We start from the raw sequence: 22,850 nt of genomic DNA on the forward strand, positions 1-22,850 counted from the left end.
CATGCAGCGTCCACGCCTTGAGAAACCCGACAGCGGTAAAGGTTCCCGCTGCTACCATGCGCGTTTCGGCACAGTCGGAGTTTCCAGCATGGCCTATCGCAACCTCGAGATCGGCAACCGCGGCGCGGTACGCACCATCACCGTGAACCGCCCCGACAAGCTCAATGCGCTGAACCGCGACACACTCAACGAGCTCACCATCGCTTTCGCGCAAGCCGCGCAGGACGACGCCGTACGTGCGGTGGTGCTGGCCGGCGCGGGCGAAAAAGCCTTCGTGGCCGGCGCCGACATCGCCGAAATGAACGGCTACACGCCAGTGCAGGCGCAGGGTTTCTCACGCACCGGCCAGCGCCTGATGACGAGCATCGAGCGACTGGGCAAGCCGGTGATCGCGCGCATCCAGGGCTTCGCGCTGGGCGGCGGCATGGAGCTGGCGATGGCCTGCCACCTGCGCGTGGCCAGCGAAAAGGCGAAGTTCGGCCAGCCCGAGATCAACCTCGGGCTGATCCCCGGCTTCGGCGGCACCCAGCGCCTGTTGCGCCTCGCCGGCCGCAGTGCCGCACTGGAACTCTGCCTCATCGGCGCGACCATCAACGCACAGCGCGCCTACGAGCTTGGCGTCGTCAGCCGCGTGGTGGCGCCCGAAGCGCTGGACGAGACCGTCGACGCGCTGGCCGACCAGCTCGCCGCCGCGGCGCCGCTGGCCGCCGCCGGCATCCTTGACGCGGTGTTGCAGGGCGGCGAAACCTCGCTTGACCAGGGGCTGGAGTTCGAGACCCAGGGCTTCGCGCTGATGTTCTCCACCGAGGACATGCGCGAAGGCACCGGTGCGTTCCTGGAGAAGCGCAAGGCAGCCTTCAAGGGCGCCTGAGCCCGCCGCTCTCCCTTTCCCCGCTGGGGGAGGGAGTTTTCAGTGGTGCCCGCCGCGATACTTCTTCTCGCCCGCGGTGACCGCCAGATCCAGCCGATTCTCCGGCGGCGCCAGCGGGCAGGTGGCAAACGGCGTGAACGCGCAGGGCGGGTTGTAGGCCTTGTTGAAATCCAGCACCACCTTGCCCGGCTTGGTTACGCCGCCGGCAGGCAACGCGGCGTAAAGGAAGCGCGCCGCACCGTAGGTTTCCTTGCCCGAGGTCCGGTCGGCCAGCACGAAGAACAGCTCGCCACCTGGCTCCTCCTGGTACGGCAGCAGCTCGAAGGTATGGCCGTCGCGGTGGAACACTGCCTTGCCCGGCACCTTCACCTTGTCGATGGTGCCGATGGCGGTGCCGATCTCGAGATCGTGCTCCGGCACGAAGGGCACCCAGTCGGCCTCGACGCGCCAGGACGGATCGACCGGAAAATAGTCGATACCGAGAAAGTCGCGGCGCGCCTCTGCGTCGCTGTCCTTCACGCGCAATGCCATGCGGCCATCGCGTTCGATCACGTAGAAGTTCGCATTGCCGAAGCGCACGGTAGTGGGCGCGGCGTCCGCGCCGGCATGTATGTCGTCGATCAGCGCAGCCTCGGCGACGGACTTGCCGTCGACGGTGGCTCCGCTGTCCTTGTCCAGCGCGATGCGCAGCGCACCGTCCGTCGTCTGCGTCACGGTGCCGAGGTGCGCGGGGCCGGCCTTCAGCACGATGTCGTTGCCCGCGGCGCTGCCCACGCGGTTCGCGCCTTCGTGCAGCCATTCCAGCCCGATCAGGCTGAGCCAGCCATCTGGCCCGGTGAGCCGCGCCACGCGGTCGACGCGCCACTGTTCGATTTCATGCGTGTAGGACGACGGGGTTTCAGCGAAAGACACGGCGACGACTCCGAAAAGCGAGGCAAACAGGAAAGCGGCGATTCGCGACATGGGGACGATCCGCGGCAATGGAAGGCTTGAGTATGGACATCCAAATGCCGGATCGGCAAGCAAGCGCTGTCACCGCCCGCGCATGAACAAGCGATCCAGCTCCGACAGCGAAAGCTGCGTCCAGGTGGGGCGTCCGTGGTTGCACTGGCCGGAGCGCTCGGTGGCTTCCATCTCGCGCAGCAGTGCATTCATCTCGGGAACCGTCAGACGCCGCCCGGCACGCACCGAGCCGTGGCAGGCCATGGTGGAAAGCAGCTCGTTCTCCAGCTCCTGCAAGCGGCGCGAGCTGCCGTGCTGGGCGAGTTCCGCCAACACGTCGCGGGTGAGCCGGGTCACGTCGGCGCCTTCGAGCAGGGCGGGAATGCGCCGCACCACCACGCCAGACGGGCCGCTGCGCGACAGCTCCAGCCCCCAGTCGGCCAGTGCATCGGCGTGCTCCTCCGCGGCCGCGGCCTCTTTCGCGCTTACCGCGAGGTTGAGCGGCACCAGCAACAGCTGCGAGCGCAGGTTGCTGCAAACACGGCCGGCCTTCAGCTTTTCGTAGGTGATGCGCTCGTGCGCGGCGTGCATGTCCACCAGCACCAGGCCCTGCGCATTCTCGGCGAGGATGTAGATGCTCTTGAGCTGGGCGATGGCGTAGCCCAGCGGCGGCGCCTCGCCCTCCTCGGGGGCCAGCATCGGTGCGGCGACGGAGACCGCACGCGGCGGTTCGCCCAGCAGCGTGGCGTAGTCTGCCAGTGGTTCGTCGCGCACGCCCAGCGCCAGCCGGCTCTGGTCGGCGCGGGCGGGCCACGACGCGGCACGGGCCACGGCCGGCAGGCCCGGCACGGGCGCGTATGCGACTCCGGCGCTGGCGGTATTCATGTGCAGGCGCCCGTCGTCGGCCTGCGCGTGCGACTCCACCTGCCCCGCCCGGGTCTGCGCCAGCGCCTCGTGCAGGGTACGGAACAGGAAGTCGTGCACTAGTCGCTGCTCGCGGAAGCGTACCTCGTGCTTGGCCGGATGCACGTTCACGTCCACACCGGCCGGATCGAGTTCGAGATACAGCACGAAGGCCGGATGGCGGCCGTGGAACAGCACATCGGCATACGCCTGGCGCACCGCATGGGCGACCACGCGGTCGCGCACCAGCCGGCCGTTGACATAGAAATACTGCTGGTCCGCCTGCGAGCGCGAGGCCGTGGGAAGGCCCACCCAGCCGGACAGCCGCATGCCGGCGGCGGCGTGGTCCACGCGCAGGCTTTGCGCCGGGAAATCCTCACCCAGCACCTCGGCCACGCGCTGCAACTGCGCCTGTTCGTCGCGTGCGGCTTTCCAGATGCGCACCGGCTTGCCGTTGTGGGCGAGCCGGAACTCCACCCCGCCGCGCGCCAGTGCCAACGACTTCAGCAGATCGTCGATGTGGGCGAACTCGGTGCGTTCGGCGCGCATGAACTTCTTGCGCGCGGGCACGTTGTAGAACAGGTCGCGCACTTCCACGCTGGTGCCCGGCGGATGCTGCGCGGGCCGCGCGGCCTGCAGCTTGCCACCGTCCACCTCCAGGCGGAATGCGGCGTCGGTCTCGCGCCGGCGCGAGGTGAGCGCGAAGCGCGCCACCGAGGACACCGAGGCCAGCGCCTCGCCGCGGAAGCCCATGCTGGCGACGTGTTCCAGGTCGTCGAAGCTGCCGATCTTGCTGGTGGCGTGCGAGGCCACCGCCAGCGGCAGCTCATCGGGCGCGATGCCGCCGCCATCGTCGCGCACGCGGATCAGCCGCGCACCGCCGGCTTCGATCTCCACCTCGATGCGGCTGGCGCCGGCGTCGAGGCTGTTCTCGACCAGTTCCTTGACTACGGACGAGGGACGCTCGATCACCTCGCCGGCAGCGATCTGGTTGATGAGCTCGGGGGGCAACGGACGGATGACGGGCATCCGCGCACTTTAGCAGTTGCGCGACGCTCAGCCCGCGGGAATCGCCAGCACGGTGCCGGTACGCACGGCATTGCCGTCGATGTGGTTAGCGCTCTTCAGCGCACCGACGCTGATGCCGTACTGGCGCGCGATACTGCCCAGGCTTTCGCCTTCGCCCACGCGATGTACGTCGCGCACGTTGGCATCGGCAGCAGACGCCGTATCGTCGGCCACGGTGTCGGCGTCCTGCGGCTTGCCCGGCGCAGCCGAAGCCAGCTCGGTGCCGTTGCGGCGCGCGGCCTGGGCCGCGAACCAGGTACCTTGCGGCGGCGTGGACTCGAAATAATTCTTGATGCCGCCCATCACCGCCTCGGCCAGCGCCTTCTGGTGCGACGGATCGCGCAGCTTGCGCTCTTCGGTCGGGTTGCTGATGAAGGCGGTCTCGACCAGGATCGAGGGCACGTCGGGCGACCGCAGCACGACGAAGTTCGCGCTTTCCACGTAGCCGCGATGGGTGGGACCAAGCTGCCCCAGCGCCTTCAGCACGTTGCCGGCCACCGCGCCGCTGGCCTGGACCGCCCAGCCTTGCTGCATGTCCAGCAGCACCTTGGCCAGGCCGTCGCTCTTGTCGTCCAGCGAGACACCGCCGATCAGATCGGAGCTGTTTTCGCGGTCGGCCAGCATGCGCGCCGCCACCGAGCTCTTGCCGCGCGAGGACAGCATCCATACCGAGGAGCCGCGCGCATCGCCGCTGGTGAAAGCGTCGGCGTGGATGGAGACGAACAGGTCGGCGTCGTGCTCGCGCGCGATCTGGTAGCGGCGCGCCAGCGGAATGAAATAGTCACCGTCGCGGGTGAGGATGGCCTTCATGCCCGGCTGCTTGTTGATCTGCGCCGCGAGGTTGCGCGCCACCGCCAGGGTGACGTTCTTCTCAAGCGTGCCATCCGGCCCGTGCGAACCCGGGTCCTTGCCGCCATGGCCGGCGTCGATGCACACCACCACCTTGCGCTGGCCGTCCAGCAATGCGGCGGCCTGCTCGGTGATCTGGCGGGTAGCGCCAATGGTTTTGCCGCCGTGGCGCCCACTCACCGGCGCGACCGCGACGGTTGCCGGGCGCTGCGCAGCCACCGGCACGCTGGCCGGCGGCGGCGTCGCGACCGGCGCGGCAGCAGCCGTGGCCGCACCGCTGCCCGGCAGCAGATCCAGCACCAGCCGGTAATGGTCGCCATTGGCAGGCTTGAGCACAAAGCTGCGCACACTGCTGCCGGCGCTCATACGCGTGGTGAGCTGCAGGCGATCGCCCTGTCGGCTCTGGCTCATGCCGCGATAAAGGCCTTGCGCCGCGGGATTGGCGAAGCCGTCGGCCAGCTTGCTGCCCGCGAAATCCACGATCACCTGGTCGCTGCCGCGATCGATGCGGTAATCCGGGACGCCGTCCAGATCGAACACCAGCCGGGTATGGCTGGCATCGGCCCAGACTCGCACCGCCGTCACGTCGGCTGCGCGCGCGCCAGCTGGCGCCAGCACGGACGCCAACGCAACGATCAATACCCCACCCAGGCTGTTCAGGTAAGCGCGCATGTGGCGCATTGAATCGCAGGCATCCGTGGATTGCAAGAAGTTTTCCCTTGAATATCCATAACCTGCAGACCATTCATCAGCCGCCGTCTAGCTAAAGCTTGTAAGTCCCGCCTGAATCGCGGACACGGCAAATCCGGCGAGCCTCATCGAAGCCAGGATATTTTTTCCAATAGAAACCGTCACTTGCTGTGGCGACTCAGTGCGCGCGCACCAGAAAGTCGTGGCCTCGCGCGGTATGCGCCTGCAGCCTTGCCTGGCGGCCGTCGCCGGCATACGCCAGGTGCAGGGTGAGATCCGCCGCCGGCAAGGCGCCCCGGCCACGCTCGGGCCACTCCACCAGCACCAGCGCGGCTGGATCGGCCAGTGCGTCCAGCCCCAGCCATTCAAGTTCGCCCGGGTCGGCGATGCGGTACAGGTCCAGGTGCCAGGCCGACCGGCCCTGGGCGTAGTAACGCTCGATCAGGCTGTAGGTGGGGCTCTTGATGCGCTCGCCCACTCCGAGCGCCCCCAGCAGCGCACGGGCGAACGTAGTCTTGCCCGCACCCAGTTCACCGTGCAGGTTGATCACCATGCCGCCGCCATCCAGCGCCGCGGCGAAACTGCGGCCCAAGGCATGGGTGGCGGCCTCGTCGGCCAGGGTCCAGAGCCGCTCAGTCATCGTCGAGTCCATTGCCCAGGGCGCGCAAGGGCGCCAGCAAATCACTGGCAAGCAGGCCGCGCTCGCCGTGCCGCGCCGCACGATCGCCAGCACGCGCGTGCAATGCCGCGCCCAGGCACGCCGCCTGCCACGCCTCGCAGCCCTGCGCGAGCAAGGCGGCGATGATGCCGGTGAGCAGATCGCCCATGCCGCCCGAGGCCATGCCGGGATTACCCCACGGACAGACGGCTAGACGTCCATCCGGGTCGGCTATCAGGCTGCCTGCCCCTTTCAGTACCACCACGGCGCATTGACGATCCGCCAGCGTGCGCGCAGCGGCGAAACGGTCCGCCTCTACCTCGGCCACCGTGCTGCCGAGCAAGCGCGCGGCCTCGCCGGGATGCGGCGTCAGCACGGCCGGCTGCGTGAAGCGGCGTGGCTCGCGCGCCAGCAGGTTGAGACCGTCGGCATCGAGCACCAGCGGTTTGCCGCTATCCAGCGCGGTCAACCACAACGCATGGCTCCACGCGCCCTGCCCCAGTCCCGGCCCCACGGCCAGCACGCTGGTGCGGGCCAGCAGCGGCTCCAACGCCTGCGGACCATCCACGCCGTGCGCCATCAGTTCGGGCCGCGCGGCATTCAGGGCGAACAGATGCTCCGCGCGGGTCGCCACGCTGACCAGGCCGGCGCCGGCGCGCAGCGCGGCTTCGCCGCACAGGCGGATGGCGCCAGCCATGCCGTGCTCGCCGCCGATCGCCAGCACATGGCCGTTCATGCCTTTGTGCGCGTCGCGCGGACGCGGCGGCAGCTGCTCGGCGACCAACAAGCGGGCATCGGGCGACACGCCTTGCCACAACGACTCGGGCAGGCCCAGCACATCGAGTTCGAGCACACCGACATGCGCCGCGGCATGCCCCGTGTGCAAGCCGCGCTTGGCGGCGATGAAACTCACCGTGACGTCAGCACGGATCGCCGCGCCCGGCACGCTGCCGGTATCGGCATCGAGACCCGACGGCACGTCCAGTGCCAGCACCGGCGCACCGCTGGCACCGATCGCCCCGATCAGCACAGCTGTCGCCGGCTCCGGCGCACGACGCAGGCCGGTACCGTACAGCGCATCGACGTGCACGTCGGCTTCGGGCAGAGCCTCGCCGACCCGCCAGATCCGCACAGAGCCACCAGCATCCTTCCACGCCTGCCGCGCCAGGGCTGCATCGCCCGAAGACGTCTCGTCCAGCGCAAGCACTTCGGCGTGCAAACCGGCTTCCCGCGCCAGCGTCGCCAGCAGAAAACCGTCGCCACCATTGTTGCCGGGCCCGCAATGCACCGCGATGCGCCGCGCCTGCGGCCAGTGCCGGCGCAGACTGGACAGCGCCGCCCAAGCCGCGCGACGCATCAGCTCGAAACCCGGCACGCCCAGCCCCTCGATCGCATGGCGATCCAGCGCGCGCACCTGGGCGACGGTGTAGAGCTCGTGGCGGTGAGTAGGTGTCGGCATGCGGGGATTATAGGGATGCACTGCTTGAGCGCAGCGTTCGCCACAGCAGAGAGGCAACAGCGACGGCTACGAGCTTGAGGGCTTTGGCCACTGCTTCTGGCGCGCACGACGCGCGCCTGCTTTTCTGGGGCCCCTAGGCGGCGGTGAGGCGGGGACGACCAGGCCGCGCAGCGGGCGAGGCCAAGGATGGCCTCGCCTTATCGCGCGGGCAGGAGCCCGCTCGAAAAGCCCGGCCCCGCCTTACGGACTTGCCGGGCAGGATGCCCGGCAAGCGCCAACCGGGGTGTCGTTTCCTCTTGGTTACTTCTCCTTGACTGCGGACATCCTGCCCTACGCCCTGCGGGCCGGCTTCGCCGTTCGCTCGCGCTCCTGCGCGTGCGTGGACAAGCAAAGGAGAAGTAACTCGGGCGCCGACGGCGTCCGAAACGCTTTGAATCTCAGCATCCCACGCAAACGCCACACCAGCACCAGACCCCCGAACCACAGCCATGCACACGCACTACCCACCTACAATGTGCACATGCCCCCCCGCCCCGCCATCGACTACGCAACCCTCGCCCGCGACATCAAGCAATGGGCGCGCGAGCTGGGTTTCGCCGATGCCGGCATCAGCGGCGTGGCGCTGGGCGAAGACGAGCAGCACCTGGAACGCTGGCTGGCCGACGGCCACCATGGCGAGATGGACTACATGGCGCGTCACGGCGCAAAGCGTGCCCGCCCGGCCGAACTGGAGCCGGGCACGCAGCGGGTGATCTCGGTGCGCATGGATTACGTGCCGCCCGGCACGCGCAACGCCTGGGAGGTGATCCGCGACGGCGAGGCCGGCTACGTGGCGCGCTACGCACTGGGCCGCGACTACCACAAGCTGATGCGCAACCGCCTGCAGAAGCTGGCCGAGCGCATCCACGGCGTAGTCGGCGACTTCGGCTACCGCGCCTACGTCGATTCCGCGCCGGTGCTGGAAAAAGCGCTGGCGCGCAATGCGGGACTGGGCTGGATCGGCAAGCACACCGTGCTGATCAACCGCCGCGCCGGCTCGTACTTTTTCCTCGGCGAGCTGTACACCGACCTGCCGCTGCCGGTGGACGAGCCCGCCAGCGCACACTGCGGCTCCTGCCGGCGTTGCATCGACATCTGCCCCACTCAGGCGATCCTCGCGCCGTACAAGCTCGACGCGCGCCGCTGCATCTCCTACCTCACCATCGAGCTGAAGGGCTCGATCCCCGAGGAACTGCGCGCGCCGATGGGCAACCGCATCTTCGGTTGCGACGACTGTCAGCTGGTCTGCCCCTGGAACAAGTTCGCGCAGGACGCCGCCGAACCGGATTTCGCGCCGCGCCACAGCCTCGACGGCGCGAAGCTGGTCGAACTGTTCGCCTGGAGCGAAGAAGAATTCCTGAAGCGCACCGAGGGCATGGCGATCCGCCGCACTGGCTACGAAGGCTGGCTGCGCAACATCGCGGTGGCGCTGGGCAATGCACCGAAATCCTCCGCGATCCGCGATGCGCTGAACACCCGCGCCGGCCATCCCTCGCCCGTGGTGCGTGAGCACGTGGCCTGGGCGCTGGCGCAGCAGGCCGGCTGAGTCAGCCCTGCGTGGCGGGTATCCCGAACACCTGCCGCAGATAAGTCACGTAGGCCTCGTCCTCGCACATGTTCTTGCCCGGCGAGTCGCTGAGCTTGGCCACCGGCTGGCCGTTGCAGCGGACCATCTTGATCACGATGTTGAGCGGCACCGGCCCGGTGTCGTTGCTGAGGTTGGTGCCTACGCCGAAGGCCAGCAGGCAACGGCCGCGGAAGTGCTCGTAGAGCTGCATCACCTTGGGGATGTCCAGGCCGTCGCTGAACACCAGCACCTTGCTGCGCGGGTCGACGCGATTGGCGCGGTAATGCGCCAGCATGCGCTCGCCCCAGTCGAACGGGTCGCCGGAATCGTGGCGAGCACCATCGAACAGCTTGCAGAAATACATGTCGAAATCGCGCAGGAAGGCGTCCAGGCCATAGACGTCCGACAACGCGATGCCGAGGTCGCCGCGGTATTCCTTCGCCCAGGCCTCCAGTGCGGCCACCTGCGAGTCGCGCAGGCGCGGACCCAGCGCCTGGTGCGCCTGCAGGTATTCGTGCGCCAGCGTGCCCAGTGGGGTGAGCCCCAGCTTCTGCGCGTACCACACGTTGCTGGTGCCGGCGAGCTGGGTGCCGAGGCCGTCACGCAGCGCCGCCAGCACCTCCTCGTGCCAGAGCCGCGAAAAGCGCCGGCGGGTGCCGTAGTCCGCAATGCGGCAGTGCTCGTAGCCGGGGGTGTCGCGCAACAGCGCGATCTTCGCCTGCAGCCGGCGGCGCCCCTCGGCGAAGTCGTGGTCCGGCTGCGTGTTGCGGAAGTACACCTCGTTGACGATGGCCAGCAGCGGCACCTCGAACAGGATGGTGTGCAGCCAAGGTCCCTTGATGCGGATCTCGATCTCGCCGTTGCCCGCCTCCGCCGGCGCGATCGTCACGTACTTGGCGTTGAGCTGGAACAGCCCGAGGAAATCCACGAAATCGCTCTTGATGAAGCGCATCGCACGCAGGTAGTCCAGTTCTTCAACGCTGAAACGCAGCTGGCACAGCGCATCCAGCTCGCCACGGATCTCGTCGATGTACGGCACGAGATCGATGCCGGGATTGCGGCACTTGAAGCGGTATTCGACCTGCGCGGCCGGGTAGTGATGCAGTACCACCTGCATCATCGAGAACTTGTAGAGGTCGGTGTCCAGCAGCGATTCGATGATCATGCGTCGGCCGTTCGGCACGGCGGCGCCAACGGCGCCGAATACGCGATTATCCATGCCGGCGGCAAATCGCGGGCATAAAAAATCCCGGTAGCCAGGGGAGTAGCTACCGGGATTCGTCAGGTCGGCGCGTCAAGAGGGGAGAGAGGGGCCGACCCCCCGACGGTGCGATGTTTTGCCCCGTCTCCTGTCGCCTCACGGCGATACGTGATGCTTAGTGTAGCCGCTGCGGCGGAAGTTCAAGGAAACCGTGCAAAATGATTCAGTTTCCAGCCAGCCACCTGCAGCCTTGAAAAAGACGTGGGGGCGGCACCGCGCGATTACAATGCCGCGCCGAGGGAGATCCCATGAAACCGTTGCTGCGCTGCTGCCTGCTCTGGCTATGCCTGCCGCTGCTTGCCCATGCGGCCGAGCTGCGGATCGACCTCGGCCACGGCGCCAGGATCTGGACCACCGCGCAACTGCTGGCCCGTCCCGACGCCGCCGCCGTGACGATTCCGGACGACGTGGCGTTTCGCCACTCCATGACTTACCGCGCCGTGCCGCTGCGCGCACTGCTGCCCGGGCTGGGCCCGGATCAGCACCTGCAGTTCGTGGCCGCGGACGGCTTCGCCGCCGAGATTCCCGCCGAAACGATCCTCAACCGCCAGGGCGCGCAGGCCTGGCTGGCGGTGGAAGACCCGACACATCCGTGGCCCGCGCTGTCCGGGAGCGGCAAGGCTGCCGGCCCGTTCTACCTGGTGTGGACGGCCCCCCAAGCCGCCCGCATCGGTCCCGAGCAATGGCCTTACCAGCTGGCTTCGATTCGCGCGCTCCCCGATGTGGCCGCGCGTTTCCCGGCCGTCGTTCCACAGGCCGACGCCAGCGCCGAGGTGCGCCAGGGTTTCGCGGCGTTCAAGCGCAGCTGCTTTGCCTGCCACACGATGAACGGCGAAGGCGACGCGCAACTGGGGCCGGACCTCAACCTGCCGTACAACCCCACCGAATACCTGCGTGCCGACCTGCTGCGCGGCTTCATCCGCAACCCGCAGTCGCTGCGTCGCTGGCCGGAGGCGAAAATGCAGGGCTTTCCCACCCGGCAGGCACTGTCCGACGCCGACCTCGACGCAGTGCTGGCCTATCTGCGCTACATGGCGAAACACAAAGCGGCGCATTGAAACGCGCGACCAAAGATGGCCGCCCGGTTGATCTCGGCGATCAGGGATGCCCGCGAAGCAAGGCCTGCAACGCGGCATCACGCTCCACTTTCGGCTTGCGCGCCAGCGCCCGTACCCGCGCGTAGAACGCCGGCCACTGCGCGCCGCTCTCGCGGAACAGCTGGCCGAAGGCAGGCGTCCACTGGTCGTACAGGCCGAACGGCAGCAGCCGCGCGTTGTTGATCGGTTTGGCCACCCAGGCGTCGTAGCGATGGTCTTGCGGCCAATACGCGTCGCGCCATTCGGCGTAACGTTGGCGGAACGCAGCGATCTCGCGCTGTTTGCCCGTCTCCATCGCCTCGGCGTCCACGCCGCTGGCGTACAGCGCCTTCAAGCGGCCGCGCAGGTCCAGCACCAGTTTCGTGAAACCGTCGTCCATCGCCTTTGCGTGGCCGTCGTCCGGCGCCAGACGGCGTGCGGCGCGCCACTCCTGCAAGCCCTCGGTCTGCACGAATGTGGCGAAGGATTCATTGAACGCGGTGTCGTCCTTGGCGTAGACCAGCTGGTGCGCAAGCTCGTGGAAGATCGTGCCGGCCAGCTCGTCGTCATCCCAGCGCAGCATGCTGGAGAGGATGGGGTCGGCGAACCAGCCCAGCGTGGAATACGCCGACACCCCACCCACCCACACGTCGTCGCCCTTGCTCCGCATCTGCGTCGCGTCGGCCTCGGCAGCGGCCTCGCTGAACCAGCCGCGGTAAGCCACGCAGCCGGCGACCGGGAAACAGTGACGGATCGCCTCCACCGAGTAGCGCGGCGAGGCGAACACGTTCCACACCACGTAGGGCCGATCCAGGGCCACGTAACTGGTGTAACTGCGGTTGTCGGGCAGGTCCAGCCGCTGGCTGGCGAACTCGCGTGCGGCCAGCGCCAGGGTCAGGCGCCCAGCAAGCTTCGGATCGATGGCCGGGTCGCGCAGCAGCTTGCGCACCGGCTGCCGCTTGAACACCAGTTCGCCTTGCCCGTGCACCGCCTGCGCGTAATAGCGGATGCTGCCGCAAGCGCACAGGCCCAAGCCCATCGCCGCGAACACGATGAGCCTGGGCAGGTATTCGGGGACGGTCGCCGGAAACCGGATCATGCCGGCCATGATGCCGCAGCGGCCGGCTGGAAACTCAAGTCCGGTTCAAAGCCTCAGTGGTGATAGCCGCTGTTGCCATGGCTGCTGGTGTGGCTATGGCTGCCGTTCCAGTGTCCCTGGCCACCGCCACGCCAGCCACCGCCGTGATAATGGCGATAACCGCCGCGGCCGTACCACACCCCGCCGACCGTCACGCCCGGCGCGTAGCAGCAGCCGTACCAGCCGTCGTACCAACCGCCATACCAGCCCGGCGCCGCGTAGTAGCCGTCGCCGTATACGACGCCGTTGCCGTAATAGGCCGGACCGGCATACGGGGTGGCACGCACATAGCTGTAACCCGGGTCGTAGTAGCAACCAGACAGCAGCACGGCGAACGCGACAAGGACGAAACCGCTCAGCAGACGTTTCATGGCACAGCCTCCGTCGGAGACGATGGCGCCAGCCTGCGCCCGTTCGTTTGAACCGGCGCTGATGCCCTCGCCGGCCTGGGGTTCAGAATCGCGGCTGCAGCAGCGCCCCCAGGAAATGCGGCAACACCCGCCCATTCACCAACAGGGTGAACACTATGCCGTAGGCGGCGCCCCACAGGTGCGCACTGTGGTTGACGTTGTCCTGCCCGCGCCGATCCATGTAGATCGAATAGGCGGTGTACAGCACGGCGTAGACGATCGCCGGCATCGGTACCACGAACACGATGATGCGTTGCCAGGGCGCCAGCAGGATGTACGCGAACAGCACCGCCGACACCGCTCCCGAGGCACCCAGGCTGCGGTAGTTCGGGTTGCCGCGGTTCTTCAGATAGGTGGGCAGGATCGAGAACACCAGGCCACCGAGGTAGAACAGCGCGAAACCGAACGTGCCCAGCTGGCTGGTATAGAAACCTTCCATCACCCGCCCGAAGAAGAACAGCGTGATCATGTTGAACAACAGATGGCCGGCATCCGCGTGTACCAAGCCGTAGGTCACCAACCGGTGGTACTCGTGCCGGCGGCTGATCGCCGGCGGCCACAGAATCAGGTCGTTCATCAGCCGGCTGTTGCTGAACGCCACGAACGAGACGATGCAGGTGACCGCGAGGATGATGAGGGTGATCGGCATGGGCGTTTCCGCGTCCGGGTGACGAAGTGGCGCATCTTGGCGGCAGCACGGGCGCTTGTCGAATCCGCACCACTTCCGGCCGGGCCGGCTATCATGCGCGTTCCCCCACGAACCCTGCCATCATGCCCGCGCTGCGTTACCTTCATTTGGACGTCTTTGCCGCCACTCACGGCGGCGGCAATCACCTCGGCGTAGTGATCGGCGCGGAACACTGGAGCGGTGCGGCGATGCAGCGCTTCGCGCGCTGGACCGATCTCGTCGAGACCACCTTCCTGCTGCCGCCCGTCACCAGCGACGCCAGCTACCGCGTGCGCATCTTCACGCCGCACAAGGAGATCCCGTTCGCCGGCCACCCCAGCGTCGGCAGCGCGCATGCGGCGCTGGCCTGCGGACTGGTCCAGCCCACCGACGGCCTGCTTTGGCAGGAGTGCGGCGCCGGCGTGCTGCCCATTCGCGTCGAGGAAAGCCGGGCGGGAGGCGACGGCGCGGACCAGCGCCTGCTGCTGAAATCCCCCGGCGAGCGTGTGCTGCACACGGGTCGCGACGCGCATCCGCTGCTCGCCGCCGCGCTGGGTGGCATCTGCAGCGGCATGCTGCCGCCTGCCCTGGTCGACGGTGGCCGCCGCTGGTGGCTGGCCGAGGTAGAGAGCGAGGCCGCGCTGCGTTCCTGGAAGCCCGACCACAGCGCGATCGGCGCACTGGCCCACGCCAGCGACAGCATGGGCTTGTGCGCTTTCGCGCGCAGCACGAATCCCGCTTATCAACTGGTGGTGCGCGCCTTCCCCGCCGGCGTGGGCATCATCGAAGACCCCGCCTCCGGCGCCGCCAACGGCCTGATCGCCGCATACATCGCACACGCCGAACCACACGGCCCGCTGGCCGGCGGCTACGTGGTGAGCCAAGGCCGCGAGATCGGCCACGACGCCCAGCTCGTCGCCCGCATCGTGGACGGCACCGTGTGGATCGGCGGCCGTACCCACACCATCATCGACGGCACGCTGGACTGGAACGACGCGTGAGCTCCGAGGCGCAAATCCTCGTCGACGCCGATGCCTGCCCGGTCGCCATCAAGGAGATCCTGTTCCGCGCCGCCGAACGGGAACAGGTGCCGGTGACCCTGGTGGCAAACCAGTACCTGCGCACGCCGCCATCGCGCTTCGTGCGCGCCGTGCAGGTACCCGGTGGCTTCGACGTGGCCGACCACGAGATCGCCCGCCGTGTGGCCGCCGGCGACCTGGTGGTGACGCAGGACATTCCGCTGGCCGCCGCCGTCATCGAGAAAGGCGCACTGGCACTGCACCCGCGCGGCGAGCTGTTCACCCCGGAGACCATTGCCCAGCGCCTCGGCATGCGCAATTTCATGGAGGAATTGCGCGGCGCCGGCGTCGACACCGGCGGCCATGCGCCGTTCCACCCGCGCGACAAGCAGGCCTTCGCCAACCAGCTCGACCGCTGGCTGCAGCAGCGGCGCGGCTAACCCCCTGTTCGCGATCTCCGCATAGCCGGGGTCGCCTCGCCGCCGTGGCCGCTGCCATCCGGGCCGCGAACAGACGCTAACAACCGCGCTCGTCGAGGCGCGCGCGCCGCGCCGCCACCTGCGACAGCACGGACCAGTCCACGTCCTCGTCGCCATCGGCCAGCGCTTCCAGCAGGCTGTCGCGCAACACGCCGGCGAAAGGCAGCGGCACGCGCGCCGCCTCGCCGGCGCGCAACGCCAGCCCCACATCCTTGTAGCCCAGCGGCAGCGCGAAACCGGCCGGCTTGAAGCGCTGCGTGGCGATCAGCTTCGCGTAACCCTGGTAGGCCGGCGCGGCGAACAGGGTCGTCGTCATCACGTCAAGGAAATCCGCCGCGCCGACACCGTGCGCGCGCACCAGCGCGGACGCCTCGGCCATGCTTTCGATCGCCGCCGCCAACATGAAGTTGCCCGCGATCTTCGCCACGTTGGCGCGCTCGGGCGCCTCGCCCAGCGGCCACACGCGGCCACCCATCGCATCCAGCAACGGACGCACGCGTTCGATCGCATGCATCTCTCCCGCAGCGAGGATATTGAGCTTGCCGGCGGCGGCGACATCCGGCCGGCCAAACACCGGCGCAGCGACATAATCGACACCGCGCGCGGCATGCATCCGTGCCAGTTCCTTCGCCAGCGCCACCGACACCGTGGCATGGTTCACGTGCACCGTGCCGGGCGCCATCGCGCCTAGCACGCCGTCATCGAGGATCACCCCACGTACCGCGTCGTCGTTCGCCAGCATGCTCAGTACGGCATCGCCATGCGTCGCTTCGGCAGGCGTCGGCGCGACCGCCGCGCCCAGTGCGGCCAGCGGCTGCGTCGCTGCCGGCGAGCGGTTCCACACCGTCACTTCGTGACCTGCCTTGAGCAGGTTCGTCGCCATCGCGGCGCCCATCGCGCCTAGACCGAGAAAACCGACTTTCATGTGTTGCACTCCAAGGCTGGACTGATTTCGTGCAGTGAAACACCGGGGACGTTCAGCTCCTGCGAAACCGCGGCATCACGCCACTTCGCCCGCCGCATGACCCGAGGCCCAGGCCCACTGGAAGTTGTAGCCGCCCAGCCAGCCGGTGACATCGACCACCTCGCCGATGAAGTACAGGCCGGGAACCAGCTTGGATTGCATCGTGCTGGAGGAGAGACCGTCGGTGTCCACGCCGCCCAGGGTGACCTCGGCTGTGCGGTAGCCCTCGGTGCCGCTGGCGACGATGGGCCAGTCGTGCAGCTGGCGGCCGATCTCGTGCAACTCGGCATCGCGGTACTGGCGCATGGGGCGGCTCGGAAACCACTGCTCGCACAGGCGTTGCGCAAGCCGCTTCGGCAAGGCATCGGCCAGCACGTTCTTCAGCTCGGCCGCGGGACGCGCCGCGCGTTGCGCAAGCAGCCACGCGCCGAGCCCGGCGTCGGGGGCAAGGTCGAGGCGCAGGTCGTCACCCGGCTGCCAGTACGAGGAAATCTGCAGGATCGCCGGCCCGCTGATACCGCGATGGGTAAACAGCAGGCCGGCGCGGAACCCGCGCTTGCCCACCCGCGCCTCGGCCACGGGCAAGGCCACGCCGGCGAGGTCCTGGTAGTGCTCCTGATGCTTGCCGCTCAGGGTCAGCGGCACCAGCGCGGCGCGTAACGGCAGCACGGTGTGGCCGAACTGGCGCGCCAGTTCGTAGCCGAAGCCGCTGGCACCCATGCTGGGGATGGACAGCCCGCCGGAGGCCACCACCAGCGATTCGGCATGCACTTCGCCATGCGCGGTGAGTACAGCGAACCCTTCATCCGTCTTGCGTACGCGCTCGACGCTGCACTGGGTCTCGATGCGCACGCCGGCCGCGGCGCACTCGTCCAGCAGCATGCGCACGATCTGCTTCGACGAGTCGTCGCAGAACAACTGGCCCAGTTCCTTCTCGTGGTAGGCGATGCGGTGCTGCTCCACCAGTGCGACGAAATCCGCCGGCGTGTAGCGCGCCAGCGCGGACTTGGCAAAGTGCGGATTCGCGCTGAGGTAATTCGCCGGCCCGGCGCCGAGATTGGTGAAATTGCAGCGTCCGCCGCCGGACATCAGTATCTTCTTGCCCACCTTGTTCGCATGGTCGACCACCAGCACGCGGCGGCCGCGGCGGCCGGCCGCGATCGCGCACATCAGGCCCGCGGCGCCCGCGCCGACGATCAGCACATCCGTTTTCACCCTTCATGCCCCATGTTGCGCAAGGCGGGCATTATCGCATCGCGTACACTTTGCGCCTTCCCATCCGCGAGCCGCCGCCATGCCCTCCTTCGACGTAGTCTCCGAAGTCGACAAGCACGAACTGACCAATGCGGTCGACCAGGCCAACCGCGAGCTGACGAGCCGCTTCGATTTCAAGGGCACGGACGCGAAGTTCGAACTGGACAGTTTCGTGATCACGCAGAGCGCGCCCAGCGACTTCCAGCTGCAACAGATGCTGGACATCCTGCGCGGCCGGCTGATTTCGCGAAAGATCGATGTCCGTGCGCTGGACATCGGCGAGGTGGAGACCAATCTCGCCGGCGCACGTCAGAAGATCACCGTGAAGCAAGGCATCGAGCAGCCGGTTGCCAAAAAGTTGGTCGCCACGCTGAAGGAGGCCAAGCTCAAGGTCGAGGCGCAGATCAACGGCGACAAGCTGCGCGTCACCGGCAAGAAGCGCGACGATCTGCAGGCCGCGATGGCGGTGCTGCGCAAGGCTGACGTGGAGCTGCCGTTGCAATTCGACAATCTGCGCGACTGAGCGCACCCGCACCACGACACCGGTAGGAGCGCACCCTGTGCGCGAAAGCTCTGGCGCTTGATCGAAGCCAAAAGCTTTCGCGCACAGGGTGCGCTCCTACGGGGTGTCAGCCCCCCATCCCCGCCACGATGTTCACCGTGATCGCGATGATGAATACGTTGAAGAAGAACGCGATCACGCTGTGCAGCAGCGCCACGCGGCGCAGGTAGCGGCTGCTGATCTGCACGTCGGAGACCTGGAAGGTCATGCCGATCACGATGGCGAAATAGGTGAAATCCCAGTAGTCGGGCTTGGGGGTGTCGGGAAACTCCAGCCCGGCATGCTTCTCGCCGAAATCGCCGTAGAAGCCGTGCGCGTAGTGCAGCGCGAACATGATGTTGAGGAACAGCCAGCTCAGCACCACGCTGAGCGCGCCCACGCCCAGCGCGGGCAGGCCGCCGCCCTTGGCCGCGTGCAGCTCGGTGCCCAGCGCCACCAGCACCACGCCGGAGAGCACCACCGCGCTCCACAGGATGCCCCAGCGACCGGTGTCCTGCGCCTTCGCCTGCAGGCGCATGTGCGCGGGCGTGGATTTGTTGAACAGCCGCGCCAGTGTCAGCAGGTAGATCACCGCGGCCAGGTCGAAGCCCAGCAGGATCGCCGTGGCCACGCGCAGGCCCAGCGCGATCAGCACGGTGCCGGTGGCTACGAAGATCGCGAACGACACGCTGAGCCGTGGCCGCGCCGTCACATAGCGGAACGGCCGCCAGTGCCGCGGTTTCGTCGCGCCGTCCTTGCCGGCTGCCCTGCCGCTCAAGCGCGCAACTCCGCATACTCGGGGTGACGCTTCATCCAGGCCGCGGAGTACGAGCAGGCGGGCTGCACCTTCCAGCCTTCGGCGCGTGCGGTATCCAGCGCCCTGCGCACCAGTTCGCCGGCCACGCCACGACCGCCTACCGCCGAGGGCACCCCGGTATGGGTAATCGTCATCACGCCGCCGGCAAGCAGGTATTCGAGCACGCAGCGCACGCCTTCCACCTCCACTTCGAAGCGATGCTCGGCGCGGTCGTGTCGGATGTCGAGTTGCATGGCGATCTCCATGAGCGATGCCGCCAAGCATACGGCGCACCGCTCGCCGATGCTCAGGCCGCCAGTTCGTTCCGCGCCACCTCGCGACGGCGACGCACCGCCGCTGCCAGCTGTTCCAGCACGCGCATCGAGTCGTCCCAGCCGATGCAGCCGTCGGTGATGCTCTGGCCGTAGGTCAACGGGCGCTCGGGCAGCAGGTCCTGGCGGCCGCCGACAAGATGGCTTTCCACCATCGCGCCGACGATGCGCGATTCGCCCGCTTCGAGCTGGGCGGCGATGTCGGCGATCACGCGCGGCTGGTTTTCCGGGTTCTTGCCGCTGTTGGCGTGGCTGGCGTCGATCATCACCCGCGCCGGCAGGCCGGCCTTGGCTATTGCGGCGCAGGCGGCCTCGACGCTGGCCGCGTCGTAGTTCGGCACCTTGCCGCCGCGCAGGATCACGTGGCAGTCGCGGTTGCCGCTGGTGGCGGCGATGGCCGCCTGGCCCTGCTTGGTCACCGCGAGGAAATGGTGCGGATGCGAGGCCGCCTGCACCGCGTCCACCGCCAGCTTCACGTTGCCGTCGGTGCCGTTCTTGAAGCCCACCGGGCAGGACAGCCCCGAAGCCAGCTCGCGATGCACCTGGCTCTCGGTGGTGCGCGCGCCGATCGCGCCCCAGGCCACCAGGTCGGCGAGGTACTGCGGCGAGATGATGTCGAGGAACTCGCTGCCGGCCGGCACGCCCAGCGCGTTGATGTCGTGCAGCAGGCCGCGTGCGATGCGCAGGCCTTTGTTGATGTGGAAGCTGCCATCCAGGTCCGGATCATTGATCAGACCCTTCCAGCCCACCGTCGTGCGCGGCTTCTCGAAATACACCCGCATCACGATCTCCAGCTCGCCGCCGAGGCGCTCGCGCTGCGCCACCAGCCGCTGCGCATACTCCAGCGCCGCGCGGGGATCGTGGATGGAGCACGGGCCGATCACCACCGCCAGGCGATCGTCCGTGCCGGCGAGGATGCGGTGCAGCGCCACGCGTGCATTGCCCACGGTGGCGAGCGCCGTCGGCGTGGCAGGGCACTCGTCCATCACCTCGGCGGGCGTGGCGAGCGGGTTGATCGTGCGGATGCGCAGATCGTCGGTGGCTGACTGGGACATGGCGGCGGCTCCTCGTGTGGGGTGCGGCGGCCATGAAAAAAGCCGCCTCGATGTTGCTGGCGGCTTTCGGAATGGGGTTTCAGTGTTTCGTCAGGACGATCGCACCCATGCCTCCGCCAGCGGCTTCGGATAGCCATAAAACCAAAAATACTGGCGGGCGGTGTGGGTCATGGGAAAACAGTGATAGCACAGGCTTTCATCGCGTGCAAAGTCCTTTTGCGCATATCCGCGGCTTCCGCTAATTTCCGATGGACCGACCAGGGGACGCCAGTGGCCACGCTCATACCTTCCCGCAACAGCTGCCTGCCACGGATGACCGGCGGCGAGAAGCGCGTGTCCGAACGGCTGGAGCAGAAGCTCGAAGACGATTACCTGCTCTGGTACGACGTGCCCGTGGGCCCGCGCCAGCTCCACCCCGACTTCGTGGTGATGCACCCGCGCCGCGGCCTGCTGGTGCTGGAAGTGAAGGACTGGAAGGCCGACACCATCCGCCATGCCGACAAGACCCAGTTCACCCTGGTCACCGACCGCGGCCTGGCGACCGAGAACAATCCCCTGCTGCAGGCCCGCTCGTACGCCGTGACGATCAAGATGGCGCTCGAACAGGATCCGGCGCTGTGCCATCCGCAAGGCAGTCGCCACGCCGGCCAGTTGCTGATGCCCTGGGGCTTCGGCGTGGTGCTGGCCAACATCACCCGCAAGCGCTTCGAGGAAGGCGGCCTCGACCAGGTCATCGCGCCGCACCTGGCGATCTGCCAGGACGAGATATACGAGACAGTGGAGGCCGAGGCGTTCCAGGAAAGGCTGTGGGCGATGTTCCCGCAGGTCTTCCCGGTGGCGCTCACGCTGCCGCAGATCGACCGCGTGCGCTGGCACCTGTTCCCCGAGATCCGCCTGGAGCCGGGCAGCGGCCAGTTCGGCTTGTTCGCTGCCGAGAACAAGGAGGCACGCGCACTGGAGATTCCCGATCTGGTGAAGGTGATGGACGCCCAGCAGGAACAGCTTGCGCGATCGCTGGGCGACGAGCACCGCATCATCCACGGCGTCGCCGGCTCCGGAAAGACCATGATCCTGGGCTTCCGCGCGATGCAGCTGGCGCGCGCGATGAACCGGCCGATCCTGGTGCTTTGCTACAACAAGGCGCTGGCGGCGCGGCTGGAACAGCTGATCGGCGAACGCGGCCTCGGCGACAAGGTGCAGGTGTACAACTTCCATCGCTGGTGCCGCCGCATGCTGACCAGCTACCACGTGGAATTGCCGCCCAAGGGCGAGCACTTCTTCGGGCAGATGGTGGAGCGCGTGATCGAGGGCGTGGACAAGGGGCAGATCCCGCGCTTCCAGTACGGCGCCGTGCTGATCGACGAGGGCCACGACTTCGAGCCGGACTGGTACAAGCTGATCGTGCAGATGATCGACCCGGCCACCAACTCGTTGCTGGTGTTGTACGACGACGCGCAGAACATCTATGGCCAGGCCGACCGCCGCAAGCTGAGCTGGAAAAGCCTGGGCATCCAGGCGCAGGGCCGCACCACCATTCTCAAGCTCAATTACCGCAACACGCTGGAGATCCTCGCGGTGGCGCGCAACTTCGCCAGCGAGTTGCTCGCCGCGCGCAGCGACGACGACGACGGCGTGCCGCTGATCGCGCCGGAGAGCGCCGGCCGGCGTGGCCCACTGCCCGAATTGATCCGCACCGACAGCGCGCCGGCGCAGCTCGATGCGCTGATCGCCCAGCTGCGCGACGAACATGCCCACGGCCGCCCCTGGGGCGAGATGGCGGTGATCTACCGCAACAACTGGGAGGGCGAGAAGCTGTACGAGGCGCTGTCGCGCATCGACATTCCCTCCAGCCTCGCCGACGAGCGCGGCAAGCAGGCACTGTTCGTGGTGAGAGACAGCGTGAAGCTGCTCACCATGCACTCCTGCAAGGGCCTGGAATTTCCGTTCGTGATCGTGCCCGGCCTCGGCTCGCTGCCGCGCGAAGGCCAGCACGAAGCCGACGAGGCCCGCCTGCTCTACGTGGCGATGACCCGCGCGACCGAACGGCTGGTGCTGATCCATCACCTCGACTCGGTGTTCTCGCGGCGTATCCGCGACTCGATCAACGAGGTGCAGGCGCAGCTCGCACCGCCGGCCTGAGCACCCGTCTCGCCAGATTCACCTGGAGGGGCACAGGCTTTCCCGTGGGGCGCCATGCCTCGCCCACGGAGGAGTCCGATGAGACACATCGCCTGGCTCGCCACGCTCCCGCTGCTTGCGCTGCCGGCACTCGCGCTGGCCGCGGACGGCTATACCACCGGCAACGTCAACCTCCGCGCCGGCCCGGACCCCGGCTACCCTCTGATCGACACCATTCCGGCCGGCGCCCCGCTGGACATCCAGGGCTGCACCAGCGGCTGGGAGTGGTGCGACGTGATCTTCCAGGACGAGCGCGGCTGGGTCGCCGGCAATTTCATCCAGTACGACTACAACAACCAGTACGTGCTGGTGCCCCAGTACGGCGTGCAGATCGGCATTCCCATCGTCACCTTCGTGATCGGGACCTACTGGGACAGCTACTACCGCAACCGGCCGTTCTATCGCGAACGGGGCCGCTGGTACGCACGCCCGATGCCGCGGCGGCCGCCACCTTCGCCGGTGTATCGCCCGATGCCGCCGCAACGGCCGGCAGGACCGATGCCGGATCGCCGGCCGCAACCGATGCCGCAACGCCCACAGATGGCGCCGCCACCCGCGTCGCGGCCGGCCATGCCACCTCGCGCACCCGCTGCCCGCCGGCAACGGCAAGCCGGCAGCCGGCGAGCACGGCAAG

At 67.9% G+C, this 22,850-nt stretch carries 20 protein-coding genes and 2 pseudogenes; 8 read left to right on the top strand and 14 right to left on the bottom strand.

Features of this window, described 5'->3' with window-relative positions:
• Nucleotides 1–88 precede the first annotated feature (88 nt).
• Entirely contained in the window at nucleotides 89–871 is a 783-nt protein-coding gene (locus ISP14_RS01480; RefSeq protein WP_404535507.1) for an enoyl-CoA hydratase-related protein, read from the top strand.
• A 39-nt stretch (nucleotides 872–910) separates the two neighbouring features.
• On the opposite strand, the gene ISP14_RS01485 is transcribed toward ISP14_RS01480, so the two are convergent.
• The 5 genes from ISP14_RS01485 to ISP14_RS01505 form a co-directional block, all read right to left on the bottom strand.
• Nucleotides 911–1,834: a DUF1684 domain-containing protein gene (locus ISP14_RS01485; RefSeq protein WP_404535510.1), complete on the bottom strand. Its 924-nt coding sequence runs from the start codon at nucleotides 1,832–1,834 to the stop codon at nucleotides 911–913.
• A 69-nt stretch (nucleotides 1,835–1,903) separates the two neighbouring features.
• The gene (gene mutL / locus ISP14_RS01490; RefSeq protein ID WP_404535513.1) at nucleotides 1,904–3,745 is read right to left on the bottom strand and encodes a DNA mismatch repair endonuclease MutL; all 1,842 of its coding nucleotides are present in this window, start codon (nucleotides 3,743–3,745) and stop codon (nucleotides 1,904–1,906) included.
• A 27-nt stretch (nucleotides 3,746–3,772) separates the two neighbouring features.
• Complete coding sequence (locus tag ISP14_RS01495) at nucleotides 3,773–5,305, bottom strand: N-acetylmuramoyl-L-alanine amidase (protein ID WP_404535516.1); 1,533 nt, start codon at nucleotides 5,303–5,305, stop codon at nucleotides 3,773–3,775.
• A gap of 196 nt (nucleotides 5,306–5,501) precedes the next feature.
• Nucleotides 5,502–5,963: a tRNA (adenosine(37)-N6)-threonylcarbamoyltransferase complex ATPase subunit type 1 TsaE gene (tsaE, locus tag ISP14_RS01500; RefSeq protein WP_404535520.1), complete on the bottom strand. Its 462-nt coding sequence runs from the start codon at nucleotides 5,961–5,963 to the stop codon at nucleotides 5,502–5,504.
• Complete coding sequence (locus ISP14_RS01505; protein WP_404535523.1) at nucleotides 5,956–7,440, bottom strand: NAD(P)H-hydrate dehydratase; 1,485 nt, start codon at nucleotides 7,438–7,440, stop codon at nucleotides 5,956–5,958. The genes tsaE and ISP14_RS01505 overlap by 8 nt, the downstream gene beginning before the upstream one ends.
• 520 nt (nucleotides 7,441–7,960) lie before the next feature.
• Here ISP14_RS01505 and queG point away from each other — a divergent pair.
• Nucleotides 7,961–9,025 (top strand): tRNA epoxyqueuosine(34) reductase QueG, encoded by a 1,065-nt coding sequence (gene queG / locus ISP14_RS01510; protein WP_404535526.1) that lies wholly within the window; start codon nucleotides 7,961–7,963, stop codon nucleotides 9,023–9,025.
• A gap of 1 nt (nucleotide 9,026) precedes the next feature.
• Here queG and pncB read toward each other — a convergent pair whose 3' ends face one another.
• Complete coding sequence (gene pncB / locus ISP14_RS01515) at nucleotides 9,027–10,211, bottom strand: nicotinate phosphoribosyltransferase (protein WP_404536092.1); 1,185 nt, start codon at nucleotides 10,209–10,211, stop codon at nucleotides 9,027–9,029.
• A 344-nt stretch (nucleotides 10,212–10,555) separates the two neighbouring features.
• On the opposite strand from pncB, the gene ISP14_RS01520 reads away from it, so the two are divergent.
• Nucleotides 10,556–11,365, top strand: a complete 810-nt coding sequence (locus ISP14_RS01520) for a cytochrome c (protein WP_404535529.1) — start codon at nucleotides 10,556–10,558, stop codon at nucleotides 11,363–11,365.
• Between the two features lie 40 nt (nucleotides 11,366–11,405).
• On the opposite strand, the gene ISP14_RS01525 is transcribed toward ISP14_RS01520, so the two are convergent.
• From ISP14_RS01525 to ISP14_RS01535, 3 genes are all read right to left on the bottom strand, one after another.
• Entirely contained in the window at nucleotides 11,406–12,422 is a 1,017-nt protein-coding gene (locus tag ISP14_RS01525; protein WP_404536093.1) for an aminopeptidase, read from the bottom strand.
• 113 nt (nucleotides 12,423–12,535) lie between these two features.
• The gene (locus ISP14_RS01530; RefSeq protein WP_404535532.1) at nucleotides 12,536–12,892 is read right to left on the bottom strand and encodes a hypothetical protein; all 357 of its coding nucleotides are present in this window, start codon (nucleotides 12,890–12,892) and stop codon (nucleotides 12,536–12,538) included.
• Between the two features lie 82 nt (nucleotides 12,893–12,974).
• Entirely contained in the window at nucleotides 12,975–13,580 is a 606-nt protein-coding gene (locus ISP14_RS01535; RefSeq protein WP_404535534.1) for a rhomboid family intramembrane serine protease, read from the bottom strand.
• A 122-nt stretch (nucleotides 13,581–13,702) separates the two neighbouring features.
• Here ISP14_RS01535 and ISP14_RS01540 point away from each other — a divergent pair, with 122 nt between their 5' ends.
• Both ISP14_RS01540 and ISP14_RS01545 read left to right on the top strand, forming a co-directional pair.
• Nucleotides 13,703–14,599 (top strand): PhzF family phenazine biosynthesis protein, encoded by an 897-nt coding sequence (locus tag ISP14_RS01540; protein ID WP_404535537.1) that lies wholly within the window; start codon nucleotides 13,703–13,705, stop codon nucleotides 14,597–14,599.
• Nucleotides 14,596–15,057 carry a YaiI/YqxD family protein gene (locus ISP14_RS01545; RefSeq protein WP_404535540.1) on the top strand — a complete coding sequence of 154 codons (462 nt, stop codon included), beginning with the start codon at nucleotides 14,596–14,598 and terminating at the stop codon, nucleotides 15,055–15,057. Before ISP14_RS01540 ends, ISP14_RS01545 begins: the two co-directional genes overlap by 4 nt.
• 76 nt (nucleotides 15,058–15,133) lie before the next feature.
• Here ISP14_RS01545 and ISP14_RS01550 read toward each other — a convergent pair.
• A pseudogene (locus ISP14_RS01550) lies at nucleotides 15,134–16,033 on the bottom strand (NAD(P)-dependent oxidoreductase); the annotation flags it as partial.
• A 63-nt stretch (nucleotides 16,034–16,096) separates the two neighbouring features.
• A complete protein-coding gene (locus tag ISP14_RS01555; RefSeq protein WP_404535543.1) occupies nucleotides 16,097–17,275 on the bottom strand; it encodes a BaiN/RdsA family NAD(P)/FAD-dependent oxidoreductase in 1,179 nt (392 codons plus the stop codon).
• A gap of 79 nt (nucleotides 17,276–17,354) precedes the next feature.
• Between ISP14_RS01555 and ISP14_RS01560 the strand changes: the two genes are divergently transcribed.
• Complete coding sequence (locus ISP14_RS01560; RefSeq protein ID WP_404535546.1) at nucleotides 17,355–17,837, top strand: YajQ family cyclic di-GMP-binding protein; 483 nt, start codon at nucleotides 17,355–17,357, stop codon at nucleotides 17,835–17,837.
• A 106-nt stretch (nucleotides 17,838–17,943) separates the two neighbouring features.
• Here the strand turns inward: ISP14_RS01560 and ISP14_RS01565 are convergent, their stop codons facing one another.
• Genes ISP14_RS01565 through ISP14_RS01575 form a run of 3 tightly spaced genes read right to left on the bottom strand, consistent with a single transcriptional unit; the run spans nucleotide 17,944 to nucleotide 20,038 of the window.
• On the bottom strand, nucleotides 17,944–18,633 hold the full coding sequence (locus tag ISP14_RS01565; RefSeq protein ID WP_404535549.1) for a DUF1345 domain-containing protein: 690 nt from the start codon (nucleotides 18,631–18,633) through the stop codon (nucleotides 17,944–17,946).
• Nucleotides 18,630–18,905: a GNAT family N-acetyltransferase gene (locus ISP14_RS01570; protein ID WP_404535552.1), complete on the bottom strand. Its 276-nt coding sequence runs from the start codon at nucleotides 18,903–18,905 to the stop codon at nucleotides 18,630–18,632. The genes ISP14_RS01565 and ISP14_RS01570 overlap by 4 nt, the downstream gene beginning before the upstream one ends.
• A 53-nt stretch (nucleotides 18,906–18,958) precedes the next feature.
• A complete protein-coding gene (locus tag ISP14_RS01575) occupies nucleotides 18,959–20,038 on the bottom strand; it encodes a 3-deoxy-7-phosphoheptulonate synthase (RefSeq protein ID WP_404535557.1) in 1,080 nt (359 codons plus the stop codon).
• Between the two features lie 270 nt (nucleotides 20,039–20,308).
• Here ISP14_RS01575 and ISP14_RS01580 point away from each other — a divergent pair, with 270 nt between their 5' ends.
• Both ISP14_RS01580 and ISP14_RS01585 read left to right on the top strand, forming a co-directional pair.
• Entirely contained in the window at nucleotides 20,309–22,177 is a 1,869-nt protein-coding gene (locus ISP14_RS01580) for a DEAD/DEAH box helicase (protein WP_404535562.1), read from the top strand.
• Between the two features lie 78 nt (nucleotides 22,178–22,255).
• A pseudogene (locus tag ISP14_RS01585) lies at nucleotides 22,256–22,483 on the top strand (SH3 domain-containing protein); the annotation flags it as partial.
• Nucleotides 22,484–22,850 lie beyond the last annotated feature (367 nt).

Source organism: Dyella agri (assembly GCF_044904705.1).
GTDB classification, from domain to species: Bacteria; Pseudomonadota; Gammaproteobacteria; order Xanthomonadales; family Rhodanobacteraceae; genus Rhodanobacter_A; species Rhodanobacter_A agri.

Bases quoted from the DNA above. Each gene is read 5' to 3' on its own strand.
- mutL (WP_404535513.1), bottom strand. From the start codon at position 3,745: ATGCCCGTCATCCGTCCGTTGCCCCCCGAGCTCATCAACCAGATCGCT.
- ISP14_RS01520 (WP_404535529.1), top strand. From the start codon at position 10,556: ATGAAACCGTTGCTGCGCTGCTGCCTGCTCTGGCTATGCCTGCCGCTG.
- ISP14_RS01480 (WP_404535507.1), top strand. From the start codon at position 89: ATGGCCTATCGCAACCTCGAGATCGGCAACCGCGGCGCGGTACGCACC.
- ISP14_RS01525 (WP_404536093.1), bottom strand. From the start codon at position 12,422: ATGGGCTTGGGCCTGTGCGCTTGCGGCAGCATCCGCTATTACGCGCAG.
- tsaE (WP_404535520.1), bottom strand. From the start codon at position 5,963: ATGACTGAGCGGCTCTGGACCCTGGCCGACGAGGCCGCCACCCATGCC.
- queG (WP_404535526.1), top strand. From the start codon at position 7,961: ATGCCCCCCCGCCCCGCCATCGACTACGCAACCCTCGCCCGCGACATC.
- ISP14_RS01560 (WP_404535546.1), top strand. From the start codon at position 17,355: ATGCCCTCCTTCGACGTAGTCTCCGAAGTCGACAAGCACGAACTGACC.
- ISP14_RS01495 (WP_404535516.1), bottom strand. From the start codon at position 5,305: ATGCGCGCTTACCTGAACAGCCTGGGTGGGGTATTGATCGTTGCGTTG.
- ISP14_RS01535 (WP_404535534.1), bottom strand. From the start codon at position 13,580: ATGCCGATCACCCTCATCATCCTCGCGGTCACCTGCATCGTCTCGTTC.
- ISP14_RS01570 (WP_404535552.1), bottom strand. From the start codon at position 18,905: ATGCAACTCGACATCCGACACGACCGCGCCGAGCATCGCTTCGAAGTG.
- ISP14_RS01530 (WP_404535532.1), bottom strand. From the start codon at position 12,892: ATGAAACGTCTGCTGAGCGGTTTCGTCCTTGTCGCGTTCGCCGTGCTG.
- ISP14_RS01485 (WP_404535510.1), bottom strand. From the start codon at position 1,834: ATGTCGCGAATCGCCGCTTTCCTGTTTGCCTCGCTTTTCGGAGTCGTC.
- ISP14_RS01575 (WP_404535557.1), bottom strand. From the start codon at position 20,038: ATGTCCCAGTCAGCCACCGACGATCTGCGCATCCGCACGATCAACCCG.
- ISP14_RS01505 (WP_404535523.1), bottom strand. From the start codon at position 7,440: ATGCCGACACCTACTCACCGCCACGAGCTCTACACCGTCGCCCAGGTG.
- ISP14_RS01540 (WP_404535537.1), top strand. From the start codon at position 13,703: ATGCCCGCGCTGCGTTACCTTCATTTGGACGTCTTTGCCGCCACTCAC.
- pncB (WP_404536092.1), bottom strand. From the start codon at position 10,211: ATGATCATCGAATCGCTGCTGGACACCGACCTCTACAAGTTCTCGATG.